17 protein-coding genes are annotated in these 15,101 nt (G+C 71.7%); 8 read left to right on the plus strand and 9 right to left on the minus strand.

Going from position 1 to position 15,101, the window contains the following annotated elements; genetic code table 11:
• Window positions 1-4 precede the first annotated feature (4 nt).
• A complete protein-coding gene (locus tag P2L57_RS08490; RefSeq protein ID WP_275810815.1) occupies window positions 5-628 on the minus strand; it encodes an LAETG motif-containing sortase-dependent surface protein in 624 nt (207 codons plus the stop codon).
• A gap of 167 nt (window positions 629-795) precedes the next feature.
• On the opposite strand from P2L57_RS08490, the gene P2L57_RS08495 reads away from it, so the two are divergent.
• The 3 genes from P2L57_RS08495 to P2L57_RS08505 all read left to right on the plus strand — a co-directional run bounded on the left by P2L57_RS08495 (window position 796) and on the right by P2L57_RS08505 (window position 4,483).
• Entirely contained in the window at window positions 796-1,179 is a 384-nt protein-coding gene (locus tag P2L57_RS08495) for a cyclophilin-like fold protein (RefSeq protein ID WP_275810818.1), read from the plus strand.
• Window positions 1,180-1,340: 161 nt separating this feature from the next.
• A complete protein-coding gene (locus P2L57_RS08500) occupies window positions 1,341-1,892 on the plus strand; it encodes a MarR family winged helix-turn-helix transcriptional regulator (RefSeq protein ID WP_275810821.1) in 552 nt (183 codons plus the stop codon).
• Window positions 1,889-4,483: an MFS transporter gene (locus P2L57_RS08505; RefSeq protein WP_275810823.1), complete on the plus strand. Its 2,595-nt coding sequence runs from the start codon at window positions 1,889-1,891 to the stop codon at window positions 4,481-4,483. The genes P2L57_RS08500 and P2L57_RS08505 overlap by 4 nt, the downstream gene beginning before the upstream one ends.
• 53 nt (window positions 4,484-4,536) lie before the next feature.
• Here the strand turns inward: P2L57_RS08505 and P2L57_RS08510 are convergent, their stop codons facing one another.
• From P2L57_RS08510 to P2L57_RS08520, 3 genes are all read right to left on the minus strand, one after another.
• Complete coding sequence (locus P2L57_RS08510) at window positions 4,537-4,917, minus strand: DUF4118 domain-containing protein (protein WP_275810826.1); 381 nt, start codon at window positions 4,915-4,917, stop codon at window positions 4,537-4,539.
• 372 nt (window positions 4,918-5,289) lie between these two features.
• On the minus strand, window positions 5,290-6,135 hold the full coding sequence (locus P2L57_RS08515; RefSeq protein ID WP_275810828.1) for a bifunctional 5,10-methylenetetrahydrofolate dehydrogenase/5,10-methenyltetrahydrofolate cyclohydrolase: 846 nt from the start codon (window positions 6,133-6,135) through the stop codon (window positions 5,290-5,292).
• The gene (locus tag P2L57_RS08520) at window positions 6,132-6,752 is read right to left on the minus strand and encodes a cyclodeaminase/cyclohydrolase family protein (protein WP_275810830.1); all 621 of its coding nucleotides are present in this window, start codon (window positions 6,750-6,752) and stop codon (window positions 6,132-6,134) included. Before P2L57_RS08520 ends, P2L57_RS08515 begins: the two co-directional genes overlap by 4 nt.
• Before the next feature lie 205 nt (window positions 6,753-6,957).
• On the opposite strand from P2L57_RS08520, the gene P2L57_RS08525 reads away from it, so the two are divergent.
• Complete coding sequence (locus P2L57_RS08525) at window positions 6,958-8,028, plus strand: NADPH:quinone reductase (protein WP_308292443.1); 1,071 nt, start codon at window positions 6,958-6,960, stop codon at window positions 8,026-8,028.
• 79 nt (window positions 8,029-8,107) lie between these two features.
• The gene (locus P2L57_RS08530) at window positions 8,108-8,500 is read left to right on the plus strand and encodes a DUF427 domain-containing protein (RefSeq protein WP_275810832.1); all 393 of its coding nucleotides are present in this window, start codon (window positions 8,108-8,110) and stop codon (window positions 8,498-8,500) included.
• A 17-nt stretch (window positions 8,501-8,517) separates the two neighbouring features.
• Here the strand turns inward: P2L57_RS08530 and P2L57_RS08535 are convergent, their stop codons facing one another.
• The 3 genes from P2L57_RS08535 to P2L57_RS08545 form a co-directional block, all read right to left on the minus strand.
• Window positions 8,518-10,203, minus strand: a complete 1,686-nt coding sequence (locus P2L57_RS08535) for a bifunctional 3'-5' exonuclease/DNA polymerase (protein ID WP_275810834.1) — start codon at window positions 10,201-10,203, stop codon at window positions 8,518-8,520.
• 173 nt (window positions 10,204-10,376) lie between these two features.
• Window positions 10,377-10,655 (minus strand): DUF4190 domain-containing protein, encoded by a 279-nt coding sequence (locus P2L57_RS08540; RefSeq protein ID WP_275810836.1) that lies wholly within the window; start codon window positions 10,653-10,655, stop codon window positions 10,377-10,379.
• A 25-nt stretch (window positions 10,656-10,680) separates the two neighbouring features.
• On the minus strand, window positions 10,681-10,845 hold the full coding sequence (locus P2L57_RS08545; protein ID WP_275810838.1) for a hypothetical protein: 165 nt from the start codon (window positions 10,843-10,845) through the stop codon (window positions 10,681-10,683).
• A gap of 131 nt (window positions 10,846-10,976) precedes the next feature.
• Between P2L57_RS08545 and P2L57_RS08550 the strand changes: the two genes are divergently transcribed.
• Together P2L57_RS08550 and P2L57_RS08555 are read left to right on the plus strand one after the other, a co-directional pair.
• Entirely contained in the window at window positions 10,977-11,633 is a 657-nt protein-coding gene (locus tag P2L57_RS08550; protein ID WP_275810840.1) for a TetR family transcriptional regulator, read from the plus strand.
• A gap of 70 nt (window positions 11,634-11,703) precedes the next feature.
• Window positions 11,704-12,705, plus strand: a complete 1,002-nt coding sequence (locus P2L57_RS08555; protein ID WP_275811165.1) for an LLM class flavin-dependent oxidoreductase — start codon at window positions 11,704-11,706, stop codon at window positions 12,703-12,705.
• An 81-nt stretch (window positions 12,706-12,786) separates the two neighbouring features.
• On the opposite strand, the gene P2L57_RS08560 is transcribed toward P2L57_RS08555, so the two are convergent.
• Window positions 12,787-13,722: an MBL fold metallo-hydrolase gene (locus P2L57_RS08560; RefSeq protein ID WP_275810842.1), complete on the minus strand. Its 936-nt coding sequence runs from the start codon at window positions 13,720-13,722 to the stop codon at window positions 12,787-12,789.
• Between the two features lie 213 nt (window positions 13,723-13,935).
• Between P2L57_RS08560 and P2L57_RS08565 the strand changes: the two genes are divergently transcribed.
• A complete protein-coding gene (locus P2L57_RS08565) occupies window positions 13,936-14,862 on the plus strand; it encodes an alpha/beta fold hydrolase (protein ID WP_275810844.1) in 927 nt (308 codons plus the stop codon).
• Here the strand turns inward: P2L57_RS08565 and P2L57_RS08570 are convergent.
• On the minus strand, window positions 14,840-14,989 hold the full coding sequence (locus P2L57_RS08570; protein WP_275811190.1) for a hypothetical protein: 150 nt from the start codon (window positions 14,987-14,989) through the stop codon (window positions 14,840-14,842). The genes P2L57_RS08565 and P2L57_RS08570 overlap by 23 nt on opposite strands.
• Window positions 14,990-15,101 lie beyond the last annotated feature (112 nt).

A 15,101-nucleotide genomic window follows, 5' to 3' on the forward strand; every position in this document is an offset into this window, starting at 1 on the left:
CCGTTCAGCGGGAAGCGTGCGAACCGTATGTGCGGCGCCTGCGGCCCATCAGGAACAGTCCGCCACCGGCGGTCAGGACGGCGACCGCCACACCGGCGATCACCGGTGTGGAACTGGAGCCACCGGTCTCGGCGAGGTTCGGTCCCGACTTCGAGGGCGACGGAACGGGAGCGACGGCAGAGGCGCTGATGGTGGCGCTGACGCCGGGCACCGGGGTGCTCGACGAGGACGGAGTGCTGGACGGCGTGGGGCTCGGGGCGGGTGAGGTGCTCGCGCACACCGGAGCTGTCTTGGTCTGGTCGGAGCTGTACCTCTGGTCGTCACCGGCGTGCACGACCAGCTCCACCTGCAACGGGCTGCTGTGCGCGGGGAGTTCGAGGGTCTTGCTGAACGCGTCGGGGAACGTGGTCGTCGGCAGCAGGTCCTTGCCGTCGGCCTTGACCGTCACCGTGTTCGTGGCGTGTGCGTTGTAGTACGTGAGGTCGATCGAGACCTTGTCGCAGGTCACCGACCACCCCGGGACGTGAGCTGAGGCGGGAGCGGCGAGTATGCCGGTCCCGAGCAGGGCCGTGAAAGCGGCAGCGGCGATGACGCCCGTTCTTCTGCGGCCCCGGCTCGCTCTGGTCATGTGCTCTCCTTCAACTTCCCCTGGCGGCGCCCCCGTTGCGCCGCGAATCTGTGAGAGGGGCGGCACACTACTCCAGTCCCATGGTGCGCTGAAAACCATGGCCATTGACAAAATGTTGAATTCGGGGGTTCCCTGCCGTGGGCGCGGCAGGGAAATCGGAGAACCCCATGCGGATACGCATCCTGTGGCCGGCGGGACAGGCCACCGCCACGCTTTCCGAGACGCCCACGGCCAGGGCCGTGTGGGAGGTGCTGCCGATCACCTCCTCGGCTGGCACCTGGGGCGCGGAGGTGTACTTCACCACGCCCCTCGGCGTGCCGCGTGAGCCCGGCGCCCGTCAGGTCGTCGAGCCGGGCACGGTCGCCTTCTGGACCGACGGCGACTCCCTGGCCCTCCCGTACGGCCCCACGCCGGTCTCCCAGGGGGACGAGTGCCGGCTCGCCTCGCCCTGCAACGTCCTCGGCACCCTTGACGGCGATCCCCAGGTGCTGCGCACGGTGCGCGATGGGGACGCCATCCGGGTCGAGCGCCGCGCTTCCCGCGAGGGCTGACCGCTCCGCGCCCGTCTTGTAGGCCGCCTGGCCGGGGAACGCGTCCCCGGCCAGGCGGTCGCGTTGTTATGACATCTTCACTCCCCGCGTGCGGGGATGCGCCCGGAGCGGGTTAGGGTAGCTTGCTGGATACAAGCAATACACTTCGGAGGCGGAAGGCGATGGGCGAGGGGACGGTCCACAGTGACGGCCCAGCGGCTACAGAGGCCACGGACCGGTCGGGGCTCGCCGAAGCCGCGGCCGGTCTCGGTACGGAACTGGTACGGCTCACCCGGCTGATCGCGGCCTGGAAGCAGCGGGCCAAGCACGAGCCGGGCGCAGCCGACCGGGTACTGCTCGCCAGGCTGGTGATCGGCGGTGAGCGCAGGGCGACCGATCTGGCCGCGGACGCCTTCCTCGACCTGTCGACGGTCAGTCGTCAGGTGCGCTCCCTGGTGGAGCGAGGTCTGGTCGAGCGCCGTCCGGACCCGGAGGACCGGCGAGGGTCGCTGCTGACCGCGACCGAGGCCGGGCGTGCGGCGTTCGAGCAGTACCAGCGCCAGCGCGACGCGGAGCTGGCCGAGCTCCTCAAGCCCTGGCCGGCGGAGGACCGCCGTCAGCTGATCCGGCTGATGGCGCGACTCAACGACGACTTGGTGGAACAACAACAGGCGCGGCTCTGCCCCGGGGGGCACGCGGGCACCGCGGCGAAGCAGGGAGAAACACAGATATGAGCACGTCCGCGTCTCCGCCGACCGTGGAGTCCAAGCCGATAACCTCGCCTGGCGGCCTTAGCCACCGGCAGATCCTCACCATCCTCAGCGGCCTGATGCTGGGCATGTTCCTGGCCGCACTCGACCAGACCATCGTCAGCACGTCCATCCGGACCATCGCCGACGATCTGCACGGCCTCAGCCAGCAGGCCTGGGCAACCACGGCGTACCTGATCACCTCGACGATCGCCACGCCGCTGTACGGCAAGCTGTCCGACCTGCACGGCCGCAAGCCGTACTACCTCACCGCGATCGGCGTCTTCATCGTCGGCTCCGCGGCGTGCACCTTCTCCACCTCGATGACCGAACTGGCCGCCTTCCGGGCGTTCCAGGGCATCGGCGCGGGTGGTCTGATGTCGCTGGCCCTGGCGATCCTCGGTGACATCGTGCCGCCCCGCGAGCGGGCCCGCTACCAGGGCTACATGCTGGGCACCTTCGCCACCTCCAGCGTCGCCGGACCGCTGATCGGCGGCTTCCTGGCCGGCCAGAGCAGCCTGCTGGGCATCACCGGATGGCGCTGGGTCTTCCTGGTCAACGTGCCGATCGGCATCATCGCGCTGTTCGTCGTCGCCAAGGTGCTCAACCTCCCGCACACCCGTCGTGACCACCGGATCGACTGGTGGGGCGCGATCACCATCGCCATCGGCGTGGTGCCGCTGCTGATCGTCGCCGAGCAGGGCCGGGACTGGGGCTGGGGCTCCACGCGGTCCATCGCCTGCTACGCGATCGGCGTGGTCGGCATCATCGCCTGGGTCTTCGTCGAGCGGTGGATCGGCGATGACGCGCTGATCCCGATGCGGCTGTTCCGCAACGGCACGTTCAGCAAGACCAGCCTGCTCTCCGTGCTCGTCGGTATGGGCATGTTCGGCGGCATGCTGATGATCCCGCAGTACCTCCAGATCGTGAAGGGCGCCAGCCCCACCAAGTCCGGTCTGGAAATGCTGCCGTTGATGGTCGGCATGATCATCGCCTCGGTCGTGTCCGGTCAGATCACCTCCAAGACCGGGCGTTACAAGATCTTCCCCATCATCGGCACCGTGCTGATGGTCGCGGCGATGCTGCTGTTCCACTTCAGGGTCCAGTGGGACACGGCGCTGTGGGAGACCATGGTCTTCATGCTGGTCTTCGGCCTCGGCCTGGGCGGCTGCATGCAGACGCTGGTGCTCGCGGTGCAGAACGCGGTGCCGCCGAAGGACATGGGCGTGGCGACCGCCTCGTCCACCTTCTTCCGGCAGATGGGTGCCACCGCCGGTACCGCGATCTTCCTGTCGGTACTGTTCAGCAACGTCGGCGGCAAGATCTCCTCGGCGTTCCAGTCCGCTGCCCACACCCACCGGTTCCAGGCGGCGCTGCACGACCCTGCGGTGCTGTCGAACCCCGACAACCAGCCGGTGCTCAGCATGCTGAAGCACCCCGGTGCGGCCGGCGGCTCCGGCGTGCTCAGCGACTCGTCGTTCATCCAGAAGTTGGACCCGCGGCTCGCCGAGCCCTTCAAGCAGGGCTTCGCCGACTCGATGCACTCGGTCTTCCTGCTGGCCGCGGCCGTGTGCGCGGCGGCCTTCCTGCTGGTGCTGTTCATCAAGGAGGTGCCGCTGCGGCAGGTCTCCGGTCTGGAGGCCCGCGCCGCCGAGGCCGCCGAGTCGGACGGGACGGCCGCACAGCCCGCCGAGCCGACCGAGCCCGTCGTGGAGCAGGCCGTGGCCGTCGAGTCCGGCACCGGCGGCCATCAGCGGGACGACACACCGGTGGACGCCGTCGAACTGGCCGCCACCACGGCCGTGTTGGAGCGTGCCGGTTCCCCGGTACGCGGTGTGGTCATGGACGGCGACGGCGCACCGGTGCCGCAGGCCGTGGTCACCCTCATCGACGTCGGCGGGCGCCAGCTCGGCCGCACCACCACCCAGGCCGACGGCCGGTACGTACTCGACACGCCCGGCAGTGGCACCTACGTCCTCATCGGCTCGGCGGGTGCCCGCCAGCCGCAGGCGGCCACCGTGGTGGTCGGCGACGCCCCGGTCGACTTCGACCTCACGTTGAGCGGCGCCGCCGGACTGACCGGTGCGGTACGGGACGCCGTGGGCGGCGACCCGCTGCCCGGCGCGCTGGTGGTGGCCACCGATGTGCGCGGTGAGGTCGTGGCCTCCGGCGCCGCCGGGGTGGAGGGCGACTTCGCCTTCGGTGAACTCGTCCCGGGCTCCTACACGCTCGCCGTCAGCGCCGACGGCCACCGCCCGGCCGCGCTGCCGGTCGAGGTCGCGACCGGTACGCCCAACTGGTACGAGGTACGGCTCGCTCCGGGCGTCGGCATCCGCGGCACGGTGCGCACCGCGGGGGGTGTGCCGCTGGACGACGCCAGGGTGACCCTGCTCGATCCCGCCGGAAACGTGGTCGGCACCTCGACCACCGGCGCCGACGGCGAATACGGGTTCACCGACCTGGACGGCGGTCAGTACACGGTGATCGCCAGCGGGTATCCGCCGGTCGCCACCCCGGTCCGGCTGGACCCCAGTGGTCAGGACGACTTCGACGTGGACCTGAGCCACGACCGCTGACCGCCCGCGTGGTGGCCGCCCCCCGCGGCCCCCACCCCCCCCCCCCGCGACCCTCAGGCGTGATCCCGGCGCCGGGTGATCGCCCCGGTCGTGGCTCCCGCGAGAGCCGCGACCAGCAGTACCGCGAGACCGGCGCGGTCCGTCGACCGCCAGGCCAGCTCGCCCTGGCTGTTGACCATGAACCCGTCCAGGAACAGCCAGCAGACCACCGCCACGGCCGGAGCCCACACCACCCGGGTCTGCGCGGAGAAGACCGCGGTGAGCACCGCGAAGACCGCGACCGAGAACCACAGGTGGTCGCGCCCGCCGCCCAACTCCAGGACCGCGGCCAGGACCGCGGCCGACGCGTAGCCGAGGGGCAGTACGAGATCACTGACCAGCTTGTGCGGCCGGGCATCATGCCGTACCGAGCGCGACCAGTGGACCGAAGCCATGGGCCACCTGCCGCGAGCACTTCCGCTCTCCATACTCGTAGCCTGTCCGGCACGGTGCGGGCCGCGACCGCGGTCCGGCGGGACGTTAGCGCTGCCCGTATCCGAAACCCGCTGATATTTACGGCCTGTTGACACCCTGCCCGGTGTCGGTGGGGTGCCGCCGCGCTTTTCCGGGGGCGGCCCCCGGGCCCGGGTTCGTGGGCGTGTCGCCTTGGTCGGCGTGGTGTCGGGGGGGCTGGGTTCTGGTGGGGTCTGTTGCCAGCTTCCGGGGATGCTTACGGCCTGCTGACGGCCGATGGACTATCAGTAGAAGGGCGGGCGGGTGCCAACACGGGGGTCTGGCACCCGCCCGCCCAATGTTCGTCCGCGTGCTCAGCGCGCCGTCGCGGCGGCCACGGTGTGCCGGAGCAGCAGGGCCGTGGTGACCGGGCCCACGCCGCCGGGGACCGGGGTCAGGGCTCCGGCCCGGCCGGCGAGCGAGGCGGCGTCCGCGTCGCCGGTCAGGCCGCCGTCGGGAGTGGGGTTGGTGCCGACGTCCACCACGACCGCTCCGGGGCGCACATGGTCGGCGGTGATCAGCCCTGGCCGCCCCACCGCGGCCACGACCACGTCGGCGGTCGAGGTGACGGTGGCGAGGTCGGTGGTGCGCGAATGGCAGACGGTGACCGTGGCGTTCCGGTCCAGCAGCAGATGTGCCGCCGGTTTGCCCACCACCGTGGAGCGGCCGACCACCGCGACCCGCCGTCCGGCCAGTTCGATCCCGTAGTGGTCCAAGATCGCCACCACGGCCTCGGCGGTCGCGGGCGGATGGGCGGGCAGCCCGGCCGCAAGCCGCCCGAGGCTGAGCGGATTGGCGCCGTCCACGTCCTTGCCGAAAGCGATGGCGGACGCCAGATCCTGCAACGCGGCGCCGCCCGGCAGCGGCGTCTGCAGCAAGACCCCGTGCACGGTGTCATCGGCGCTGAGCCCGCGCAGCCGCGCCACGATCGCCTCCGCGTCGGCGTCCGGCCCGAGGTCGACGATGTCGCAGGTGATACCCGTCTGCCCGGCCGCCTTGGCGATGGACCGCACGTACCAGGCACTGGACTCGTCGTCCGTCGCCACCACCACCGCCAGTTTCGGCGGGCGCCCGGAAGTGGCGAGGATCGCGGCGCGTTCGGCGGTCTCGGCACGGATGGCCGCGGCGAGTTCCTTGCCGTACAGGGGAGTTGCGGTCACTTGGCGATCTCCTCGCGGACGGCGGCGGTGACCCGGTCGGCGCGTGCGGCGATGCCGTCCACCTCGCCCGCCACCTCGGCCAGTTCGGCGCGTGCCCGGTCATCCGTGATGCCACCCAGGTTGATCTCGATGTTGACGCGGGCGGTGGTGGCCGCCGCCCGGGCGGCCTCGACGGCGGCGGCCACATCGGAGATGACATTGCGATTGCCGACCGGCAGCAGCCCCTCGGCAGCGGTCACCACCTGTTCGGCCACGCCGATGACCTCGGAGGGCGGCCAGGCGGCGCCGACCAGCGCCTCGCCGATGGCGGCCGAACGAGCCGCCTTCTCCTGCTCGGTGCCCTTGGGCAATCGGTACGCGTCCGCGACGGCGCCGAAGGCCGCCGCGTCATCCTGCGCGAGTTGCACAGCCGCCGCCCGCAGTTCGTCGGTGGCGGTGATGATCCGGTCGATGGCCTCGTGGTGTGCCGCGTACTTCTCGCCGGTCGTGTAACGGGCCACCATGCCCAGCAGGGCCGCTCCCTGCGCCGCGTGCAGCGCGGCCGACGCACCGCCGCCGGGGGCTGGTTGCCGAGCGGCCAGTCGCTCCAGGAATCCGCTGATCGTCTCGTCACGCACAGTCGCTCGTCCTCCGGGACGTGTGAGGTGGGAGGGGCCAGGACTCTGCGAAGATCCTAGTCCCGGACGGGACCCGGACCGGGCTGGAACACCGGCGTGGACGGCGACCGCTGGACCGGCGGAACGAACCCGTAAAATCGCCGCGAATGCCATCCGGCGCTGCCCGCCAGCCGGACCGCCGGATATCTCGCGGCCCGGCTGCCGGGTGGGAAGAATCCAGCCGCCCGGTGACTTGTACGAGGACATGAAGTCGATCGTCTACACCCAGCACGGCGGTTCGGATGTCCTCTCCCTCGTCGAGCGGCCGGTTCCCGAGCCCGGTCCGGGCGAGGTACGCGTCAAGGTGCATGTCTCCGGGGTGAACCCCACCGACTGGAAGGTGCGCACGGCCCCGGTGTGGGGCCCGCTCGGCGAGCAGGGGCAGGTGCCCGACCAGGACGGCGCCGGTGTCATCGACGCGGTGGGCGAAGGCGTGCCCGGCGAGCGGATCGGCGAGCGGGTGTGGCTGTGGGAGGCGGCCTGGCAGCGCGCCGACGGCACCGCGCAGGAGTACCTCACCATCGCGCAGCACCAGGCCGTCGCACTGCCCGACCATGCCTCGTTCGAACTCGGCGCCAGCCTCGGCGTCCCCGCGCTGACCGCGCACCGCTGCCTGACCGTCGCCGACGGCGGTCCCACCCGGCTGACGCCGGGGAGCCTCGCGGGCCGTACCGTGCTGGTCGCCGGTGGCGCGGGCGCGGTCGGCAACGCCGCGATCCAGCTGGCCCGTTGGGCCGGGGCGACGGTGATCACCACGGTGAGCGGACCGCGCAAGGCGGAGCTGGCCAAGGCCGCGGGCGCCCACCACGTGGTCAACTACCGTGAGCAGGACGCCGCTTCGGTGATCCGCGAGGCGGCACCGGCGGGTGTCGACATCATCGTCGAGGTCGCCCCGGCGGCCAACGCGGAGCTGGACCACGCGGTCGCCGCGCAGAACGCGGTCATCGCCTACTACGCGGGCAACCCCGAGGACGAGCTGCGGATTCCGGTACGCGTGGCGATGACCGCCAATCTGCGCTGGCAGGGCGTGCTGCTGTACTTCTTCCCCGAGGAGGCGAAGAAGCACGCCGTCGCCGACGTCTCGGCGGCGGTGGCCGACGGGGCGTTCCGGGTCGGCGCGGACGCCGGACTGCCACTGCACCGCTTCCCGTTGGACAAGACCGCCGACGCGCACGACGCCGTGCGGGACAATGCGGTGGGCAAGGTGCTGATCGAGGTGGAACAGGCCGCCGGATAGTCGTGTTGCCCCAGTGGGGCAAAGGGATGTCCCGTAGCGCACCGGGATCTCCAGATGTGCAGAGGGATGAGGAGGCGCAATGACAGAACGTGTCCACGGCCACCGCGTAGCGGCGGTGCCCAGTTCGCAGCACGTCAGAGTGGAGATCGACGGCCGTGTGGTGGCCGAGACCCGCCGTCCGGTCCTGGTGTACGAGACCGGTATGAAGGTCCGCTACTACCTGCCGCCGGAGGATGTGGATCTCACTCTGTTCGAGCCGACCGACAGCCACACCACCTGCCCGTTCAAGGGCGTCGCGTCCTACTGGACCTATGTGGGCGACGGCGAGCGGAGCAAGGCGCACACCGATGTGGTCTGGGCGTACCAGGATCCGATCCCGAACGTCGAGCAGATCAAGGGCCATCTGTCGTTCTACGACACGGTGGCGCTGGTAGCCGTCGAGGGAGAGGCGCCCGCCGACCCCGCGGTGTGACGTGTTCCGCGGGCGCGTCACTTCGCGTCCGCGTAGCACTCCACGACGCAGGTCTGCAGCGGGAAGCACACCGGCGTGTCACCGAAGACCAGTCGGCTCGCTTCCCGCGCCGCTTCGGTGACCGCTTCGGCGACCGCCTCGGCGAACTCGACGGGGGTGTGCACCATCACCTCGTCGTGCTGGAAGAACACCAGCCGAGGCGGTGCGCCGCCGTCCGGCCCGAGCGCCGCGAGCCGGCGGCGCAGCGCCGCCAGTACCGCCAACGCCCAGTCGGCGGCGCTGGCCTGGATGGTGAAGTTGCGGGTGAAGCGCCCCCACGCGCGCGCCGCCCGCAGCGCCGGAGACGCGCCGTCCGCCGTCTCCTCGTCGTCCTGCGGCCACAGCGCCGACGGCCGCGGGGAGGTACGGCCCAGCTGGGACCGGACGACGCCGCCCGCCTCACCGACGCGCGCGGCCTCCTCGACCAGTCCCATGGCGGCTGGGAAACGGCGGCGCAGTATCGCGAGCAGTTGCCCGGCCTCGCCACTGGTCTGCCCGTACATCGCGGCCAGCAGCGCGATCTTGGCGCGTCCCCGGTCGCCGTCGAACGCGGTGCCGGCCAGGTCGGCGTACATGTCTCCGCCCGCGGCGGCCGCGCACAGTCCCCGGTCGCCGGACATGGCCGCGAGCACCCTGGGCTCCAACTGCCCGGCGTCGGCGACCACCAGGCGGTGTCCCGGATCGGCGACCACCGCCGAACGCAGCAGCCGCGGGATCTGCAGCGCGCCGCCGCCGCGCGTCGCCCACCGGCCGGACACCACCCCGCCGACCACGTACTCCGGACGGAACCTGCCGCCACCTACCCACTGCTCGCGCCATGCCCAGCCGTGCGCCGAGTGGATGCGGGAGAGTTCCTTGTAGCGCAGCAGGATCGCGGCGGCCGGATGACCGGCATCCTTCAGCACATGGTTGCGGGTGGACGGCAGGCTCACCCCGGCGCGTGCGAAGGCGGACAGCACCTGGGCGGGCGAGTCCGGATTGACCGGGCGGCCGATCGCCTCCTGGAACCGCGCCGTCAACCGGTCGAGCTCCTGCGGCCGCGCCCCGCCCGAAGGACGCGGCCCCAGCAGATCGGTCAGCAGTGCGTCATGGACGGCCGCGCTCCAGGGCAGTCCGTCCCTGGCCATCTCCACCGCGGCCAGCGCCCCCGCCGACTCCGCCGCGCAGAGCAGCCGCATCCGCTCCGGCCGTTCCATCGCCGCGATCCGGCGCCGCTGCTCGGCGTGGACCGCCACCACGGCCGTCAACTGGTCCACATCGGGCGGGAGTTGATGGCGGTCGGCGGCGAACAGTGACGGTTGTCCATCGGCTGCGCCGTCGCGCGCGTCGTCCGGGACCGGCAGTCCGCGCAGTCGTGCCCACGCCGCCCCCAGGGAACGCGGCTGCCCGTGCCCGCCCTCGTATCCGAGCAGCAGCGCCTCGACGAGCTTGAGGTCGTGGCAGCGGCCCAGCCGCACCGGAACGCGGTCCAGAAGCCGCGGGTACAGATCGTCCGTGGCCGCCCACACCCATCGCGGCCGCAGCCGGGCCTCCCGTACGGCCACCGCCTCCGCGAGGTCGTCGACCGGCTCGGCCGCCGAGAGCGGCGTCCCGTCCGCGCCCAGCGCCTGCAGCCGTCCGCCCGCGCCGACCGGATCGGCGGCCACGGCGATCCACTCAGCCACGGCGGCGCGCCTTCGAGTCGGATTCGGCGGGGTCGTAGATGGTCACCGGTCGAGCCTAAACGTTTGTTCGATGCCGCGTCTCGCGCGGGAAAGGCCTGGTGTGTCGAAGTCTCCCAAGCGGTTGCGGTGTTGCCCCGGTGTCCGGCTGGGCCGGGTGTCCGCGGCTCGGCGGCTCAGAAGCCGGGGGTCCAGCTGATGCTCTGGTGGGTGGTGATCAAGGTCGCGAGGATGGCGATGTCGGCGATGCCGAGGAAGAGCCCCAGCAGTGCCCGGGCGCGCCGGCGGGTGCCGCGCACCAGGGCGACCGCGCCCAGGGTGATGGCGAGCGGTCCGAAGACGATGTTGAGGACGAAGGTGCCGAGCAGCCCCAGGATGAAGGAGGCGACGGCCGTGCCGTCAGCGTCCGAACGCCTGGCGGGTGCCGTGGTCCGGGCCGGGGCGACGGTGTCCATGGTGGTGGTTTCCCTTCGGGAGTGGTCAGTGGTTCCGGGCGCGGTTGGCGCGGCTGACGCGTTCGCGTACGTAGAACACGAGCAGCCAGCCGCCGATCGCCGCGGCGGCGGCGATGAACACCGGAGTCGGCGCGTAAGCGGCGGCGCCGAACAGGGTGCCGAGGGCGATGACGATCAGGGCGAGAGCCATGACGGGCCTTCTCCGTTAAGACGTGGGATCCGGTGAACCGAACAGTCAGTGAACAGTTGGGATGACAGTTGTTCACTGACATGATTACTGTACCCTGGCGGAAATGAGCGAACGACTGTTTACTGGATGATGTGAGTCACACTCTTGGGGCCGACCAGGCCCACAAACCTCTGGGCGCCAGGCAGGCCCAGAAACTGCGCACCCGTCAGGCCCTGCTCGACGCGGGACTGCGGCTGCTGGAACACCAGAGCCTGAGCAGCCTCGGACTGCGCGAGCTCACCCGCGAGATCGGTGTCGCACCCGCCGGGTTCTACCGGCACTTCCGCGATATGAGCGACCTGGGGGTCGCGCTCGTCGAGGAGTCCTTCGGCTCGCTGCGCGAGATGGTCCGCGCCATCCGGGGCGAGCGGGCCAAGTCGGAAGAGGTCATAGACGGCACCGTCGAGATGATCGCCCGGTACGTACGCGAACAGCGCCCGCACTTCCGCTTCATCGCGCGTGAGCGGTACGGCGGCGTACGGCAGGTGCGCGAGGCGATCGCCGGTGAACTCGGGCTGTTCGCCGAGGAACTGGCCAGCGACCTCGGCGCGCAGCCCGAGTCCGCGGGCTGGAGCCCGCAGGACGTCCGGATGCTCGCCGACCTCTACGTGGACCACATGGTGATGATCGCCACGGCGTTCCTCGACGCGTCGCCCGAACACCCGGAGTCGGAACGAGAGATCGCGAACATCGCGCGCCGGCAGATGCGGCTGATCCGGCTCGGCCGCTTGCACTGGCTGGACGGCTGAGCCCCCGGCCGGGCGTGGGGAATTCCGGGCGGCCGCGGACGTTGTGCTGTAGGTGACCTTGAAGAAGCCCATGGTCCGGCTGTCGGTGCTGGACCGCTCCCGGACCCGGCGGGGCCAGCACCCGTCCCAGGCGCTGCGCGACACCGTGGCGTTCGCGCGGCAGGCCGAGGCCCTGGGCTACCACCGCTTCTGGGTCTCCGAGCACCACGGCGTGCCCGGTGTCGCGGGGTCCGCGCCCACCGTGCTCGCCGCGGCGGTGGCGGCCGCCACCAGCCGGATCAGGGTGGGCACCGGCGGGGTCATGCTGCCCAACCACCAACCGATGGTCGTGGCCGAGCAGTTCGGGGTGCTCGCCTCGCTCTTCCCGGGCCGGATCGACATGGGCCTGGGCCGCTCGGTGGCGTTCACCGACGGGGTGCGACGGGCGCTGGGCCGGGACAAGGACGCGGCCGACCACTTCGCCGAGCAGTTGGCCGAGCTGCTCGGCTACTTCAGCGGTGAAAGCCCGGCACACCCGCAGGCGCACGCGCGCCCCGCGGAGGGACTGACCGTCCCCGCCTTCGTGCTGGCCATCGGAGCGGGGGCACGGGTGGCCGCCGAAGCCGGACTGCCGCTGGTGATCGCCGCCGCGCGCGGTGAGCAGCGGATGCTGGAGGCCATTGACGACTACCGGACCCGCTTCCGCCCGTCCGCGTGGGCGCCACGGCCGTATGTCATCGTCTCCGGGACGGTCGCGGTCGCCGAGACCGCCGACGCGGCTCGGGAGCTGCTGGTCCCCGAGGCATGGTCGAGCGCGTACGCCCGTACGCATGGCGAGTTCCCGCCGCTGGCGCCCGCCGAGGAGATCAGGGCGCTGGACATGACGAGCCGTGAACGGGCCGAGTTCGAGCGGGCGATGGACGGGCACATCTCCGGTACGGAGGAGGAAGTGGCAGTCGGCCTCGGTGCGTTGGTCGGACGCACCGAGGCCGACGAGTTCCTGGTGACGACGAGCAGCTACGACCGGGAGCAGATGCTCGACTCCTACCGGAGGCTGGCGGTGACAGGTCTCCTCCGCCGCGACGGCGAGTAGCCACGACGAAGCGGACCGGCCGGTCGAAGGGCTGCCGCAGCCCACCGGCACTGCTGGGCACCCCCTGCCGGACCGGTGTCATCACGCCAAACAGGCCAGCGGCTGACCGCCGTTGAAGGAGATCATCTCCCGCAGAATCGATGGCAGCGGCAACTCCACACCGCGCGGCTCGCCGCGCAACTCCGCATACGCCCGGTGCAGGTTGGCCACCAGTCGCTCGGGCTCCAGGAGCTCGGCGAACGCGCCGAGTTCGGCCTCCCGCGCCACCTCGAACGGCTCCCGCCCGGCGGCGAACCCCTCGACGGCCAGCTCGCGCACCCACCGCAGGTACTCCGCGTTGGCGTCGATGACCTCGGGACCGGAAACGGGACCGTGGCCGCTGACCACCACCTCCGCGTCCAGCTCCCGCAGCGCCCTCAGTACTTCCAGGGTCCCGTCCAGCGACCCCGCCAGGCAGAACGGCGTGCCCTGGGAGAACGTCAGATCACCGGTGAACAGCACCCGCTGCTCCGGAAGCCAGGCCACCACGTCCCCGGTGGTGTGCGCCGGGCCCAGATGGATCAACTCGACCCGCAGTTCGTCGACGTGGAGGGTCAGGCGGTCGGTGAACGTCACCTGCGGCGGCACCAGCCGTATGTCGCCCCAGTGCACGTCCGGCCATATCGACGGCAGGTTCAGCCCCTCACGCAGCATCGTCTCCCGGGTCCGCTCATGCGCGACGACGGTCAGGCCGGGGCCGAACACCGCGGCGCCGCCGTGGTGGTCGCCATGGTGGTGGGTGACCACCATGGTGCCGACCTGCGAGGGGGTGTGCTCGCCGATCGCCGAGCGCAGTCGGCGCGCGCTCGACTCGGTGGCCGTACAGTCGATCAGAGTGACCGCGTCCCGGCCGACCAGCACCCCGGCGTTGCTGACGCACCAGCCGCCGCGCGGCCGTACGTAAGCCAGGACGCCGTCGGCCAGCTCGACCAGCGCCTCCTTGTCCTGATGGCCCGCGCGCATCGCGTCGTGCTGCAAGGTTCCGCCTCCGGTGACTCGGTGAACCGGGACGACCGGACGGCACGCCCCAGCTGAGTCTACGAGGCGGTCCGAAGGGGGCGGCGGGAACCGTCCGGTTGCGAGGCGCCGCACCGTACAGAGGTCGGCGCCGCCGTCGTAGTTGACGGTCCGTCAGTAAGCTGCCACGCTTCCAGCGCTCCGACACCACCGTCCCCCCACGGGAGGCGCCCCGTGTCCCCAGTACGCTCCCCGGCCCTGCCGCTGCCACCGCCGAGCCGCCCGCCGGGCAGGTTCATCAGGGTGCGGGGGCGAGCGGTACACGTGGTGCTTTCCGGACCGCCGAACGCACCGGTGGTCCTGCTCAGTTCAGGGCTCGGCGGCTCATGGCTCGGCTGGCAGCCGGTACTGCCGCTGCTGCGCGGCCACTGCCGGCTGGTCAGCGTCGACCGGCCGGGCCTCGGCCGCAGCGCGCCCGCCCCCGAGCCGCCGACGCTCGCCGGTCGGACCCGGTGGACGGCGGAAGTACTGGACGCGCTGGGGGTCGGCGGTCCGGTGACCGTCGTGGGCCACTCGCTCGGCGGTCTGTACGCGGAGGCGTTCGCCCGCGTCCTCCCCGGCCGCACCTCGGCGGTGGTGCTGGTCGAGGCGGCCGCCGAGGCGGAGGTTGGTCCGCCGCTGCGCTGGCCGGGAGCCCGGGCGCGGATGGCGCACACCGCGGGGGAGGCGTTCCGCTGGGCCGGGCTCAGCCAGATCGTGGCGCCAGGGCTGCGGCGCCTCGGTGTACGGACGCAGTCGCTGCGCGGCCGCGACCAGGCCGATGTCGGCGACGCCTATCGCGGCGCCTACGGTGCGGGGCACTGCCTGACGGCGGCGCTGGTCGAGCGGGTGCTGTTCCGTGATCTCGTGGCCGAACTCGACGCGCTGCGCCACCGGTTCGCCTTTCCGCCGGTGCCGCTGCGGGTGGTCTCGGGTCCGTGCGGCGACCCGCGCCCGCACCGTGCGCTGGCCGCGATCAGCCCGTGCGGCACCCACACCGCGGTGGACGGCACCCGTCATCTGGTGCCGGTCGACCGCCCGGACGCCATCGCCGACGCGGTACGCGCGGTGCTCGCACCGGCGAGTCCGGGCGAACCCGTCAGCTTGACTCCCCGTACGTGATCAGCGGGACGTTGTGCTGCTTCGGCGGCGGGTCATTGGCGTGGACCACTCCGAAGGCGGCGGCGACCGCCAGTCCGGCGCCCGCGAGGGCCACGGCCAGTACCAGCCACACGGCGCGCATTCCCATCGCTGCCCCCTCCGACGGAACTGCGCACAGATTATTGACGATGTGTCAACAGAGCAATAGCGTGACGCGCCAGTCACGTGTGCCAGGGCCTGCCCGGCGAGGTCCGCCGGTC

The organism is Streptantibioticus ferralitis (genome assembly GCF_029223525.1).
GTDB lineage: Bacteria > Actinomycetota > Actinomycetes > Streptomycetales > Streptomycetaceae > Streptantibioticus_A > Streptantibioticus_A ferralitis.

Bases quoted from the DNA above. Each gene is read 5' to 3' on its own strand.
- P2L57_RS08490 (WP_275810815.1), bottom strand. From the start codon at position 628: ATGACCAGAGCGAGCCGGGGCCGCAGAAGAACGGGCGTCATCGCCGCT.
- P2L57_RS08495 (WP_275810818.1), top strand. From the start codon at position 796: ATGCGGATACGCATCCTGTGGCCGGCGGGACAGGCCACCGCCACGCTT.
- P2L57_RS08500 (WP_275810821.1), top strand. From the start codon at position 1,341: ATGGGCGAGGGGACGGTCCACAGTGACGGCCCAGCGGCTACAGAGGCC.
- P2L57_RS08505 (WP_275810823.1), top strand. From the start codon at position 1,889: ATGAGCACGTCCGCGTCTCCGCCGACCGTGGAGTCCAAGCCGATAACC.
- P2L57_RS08510 (WP_275810826.1), bottom strand. From the start codon at position 4,917: ATGGCTTCGGTCCACTGGTCGCGCTCGGTACGGCATGATGCCCGGCCG.
- P2L57_RS08530 (WP_275810832.1), top strand. From the start codon at position 8,108: ATGACAGAACGTGTCCACGGCCACCGCGTAGCGGCGGTGCCCAGTTCG.
- P2L57_RS08540 (WP_275810836.1), bottom strand. From the start codon at position 10,655: ATGGACACCGTCGCCCCGGCCCGGACCACGGCACCCGCCAGGCGTTCG.
- P2L57_RS08545 (WP_275810838.1), bottom strand. From the start codon at position 10,845: ATGGCTCTCGCCCTGATCGTCATCGCCCTCGGCACCCTGTTCGGCGCC.
- P2L57_RS08555 (WP_275811165.1), top strand. From the start codon at position 11,704: ATGGTCCGGCTGTCGGTGCTGGACCGCTCCCGGACCCGGCGGGGCCAG.
- P2L57_RS08570 (WP_275811190.1), bottom strand. From the start codon at position 14,989: ATGGGAATGCGCGCCGTGTGGCTGGTACTGGCCGTGGCCCTCGCGGGC.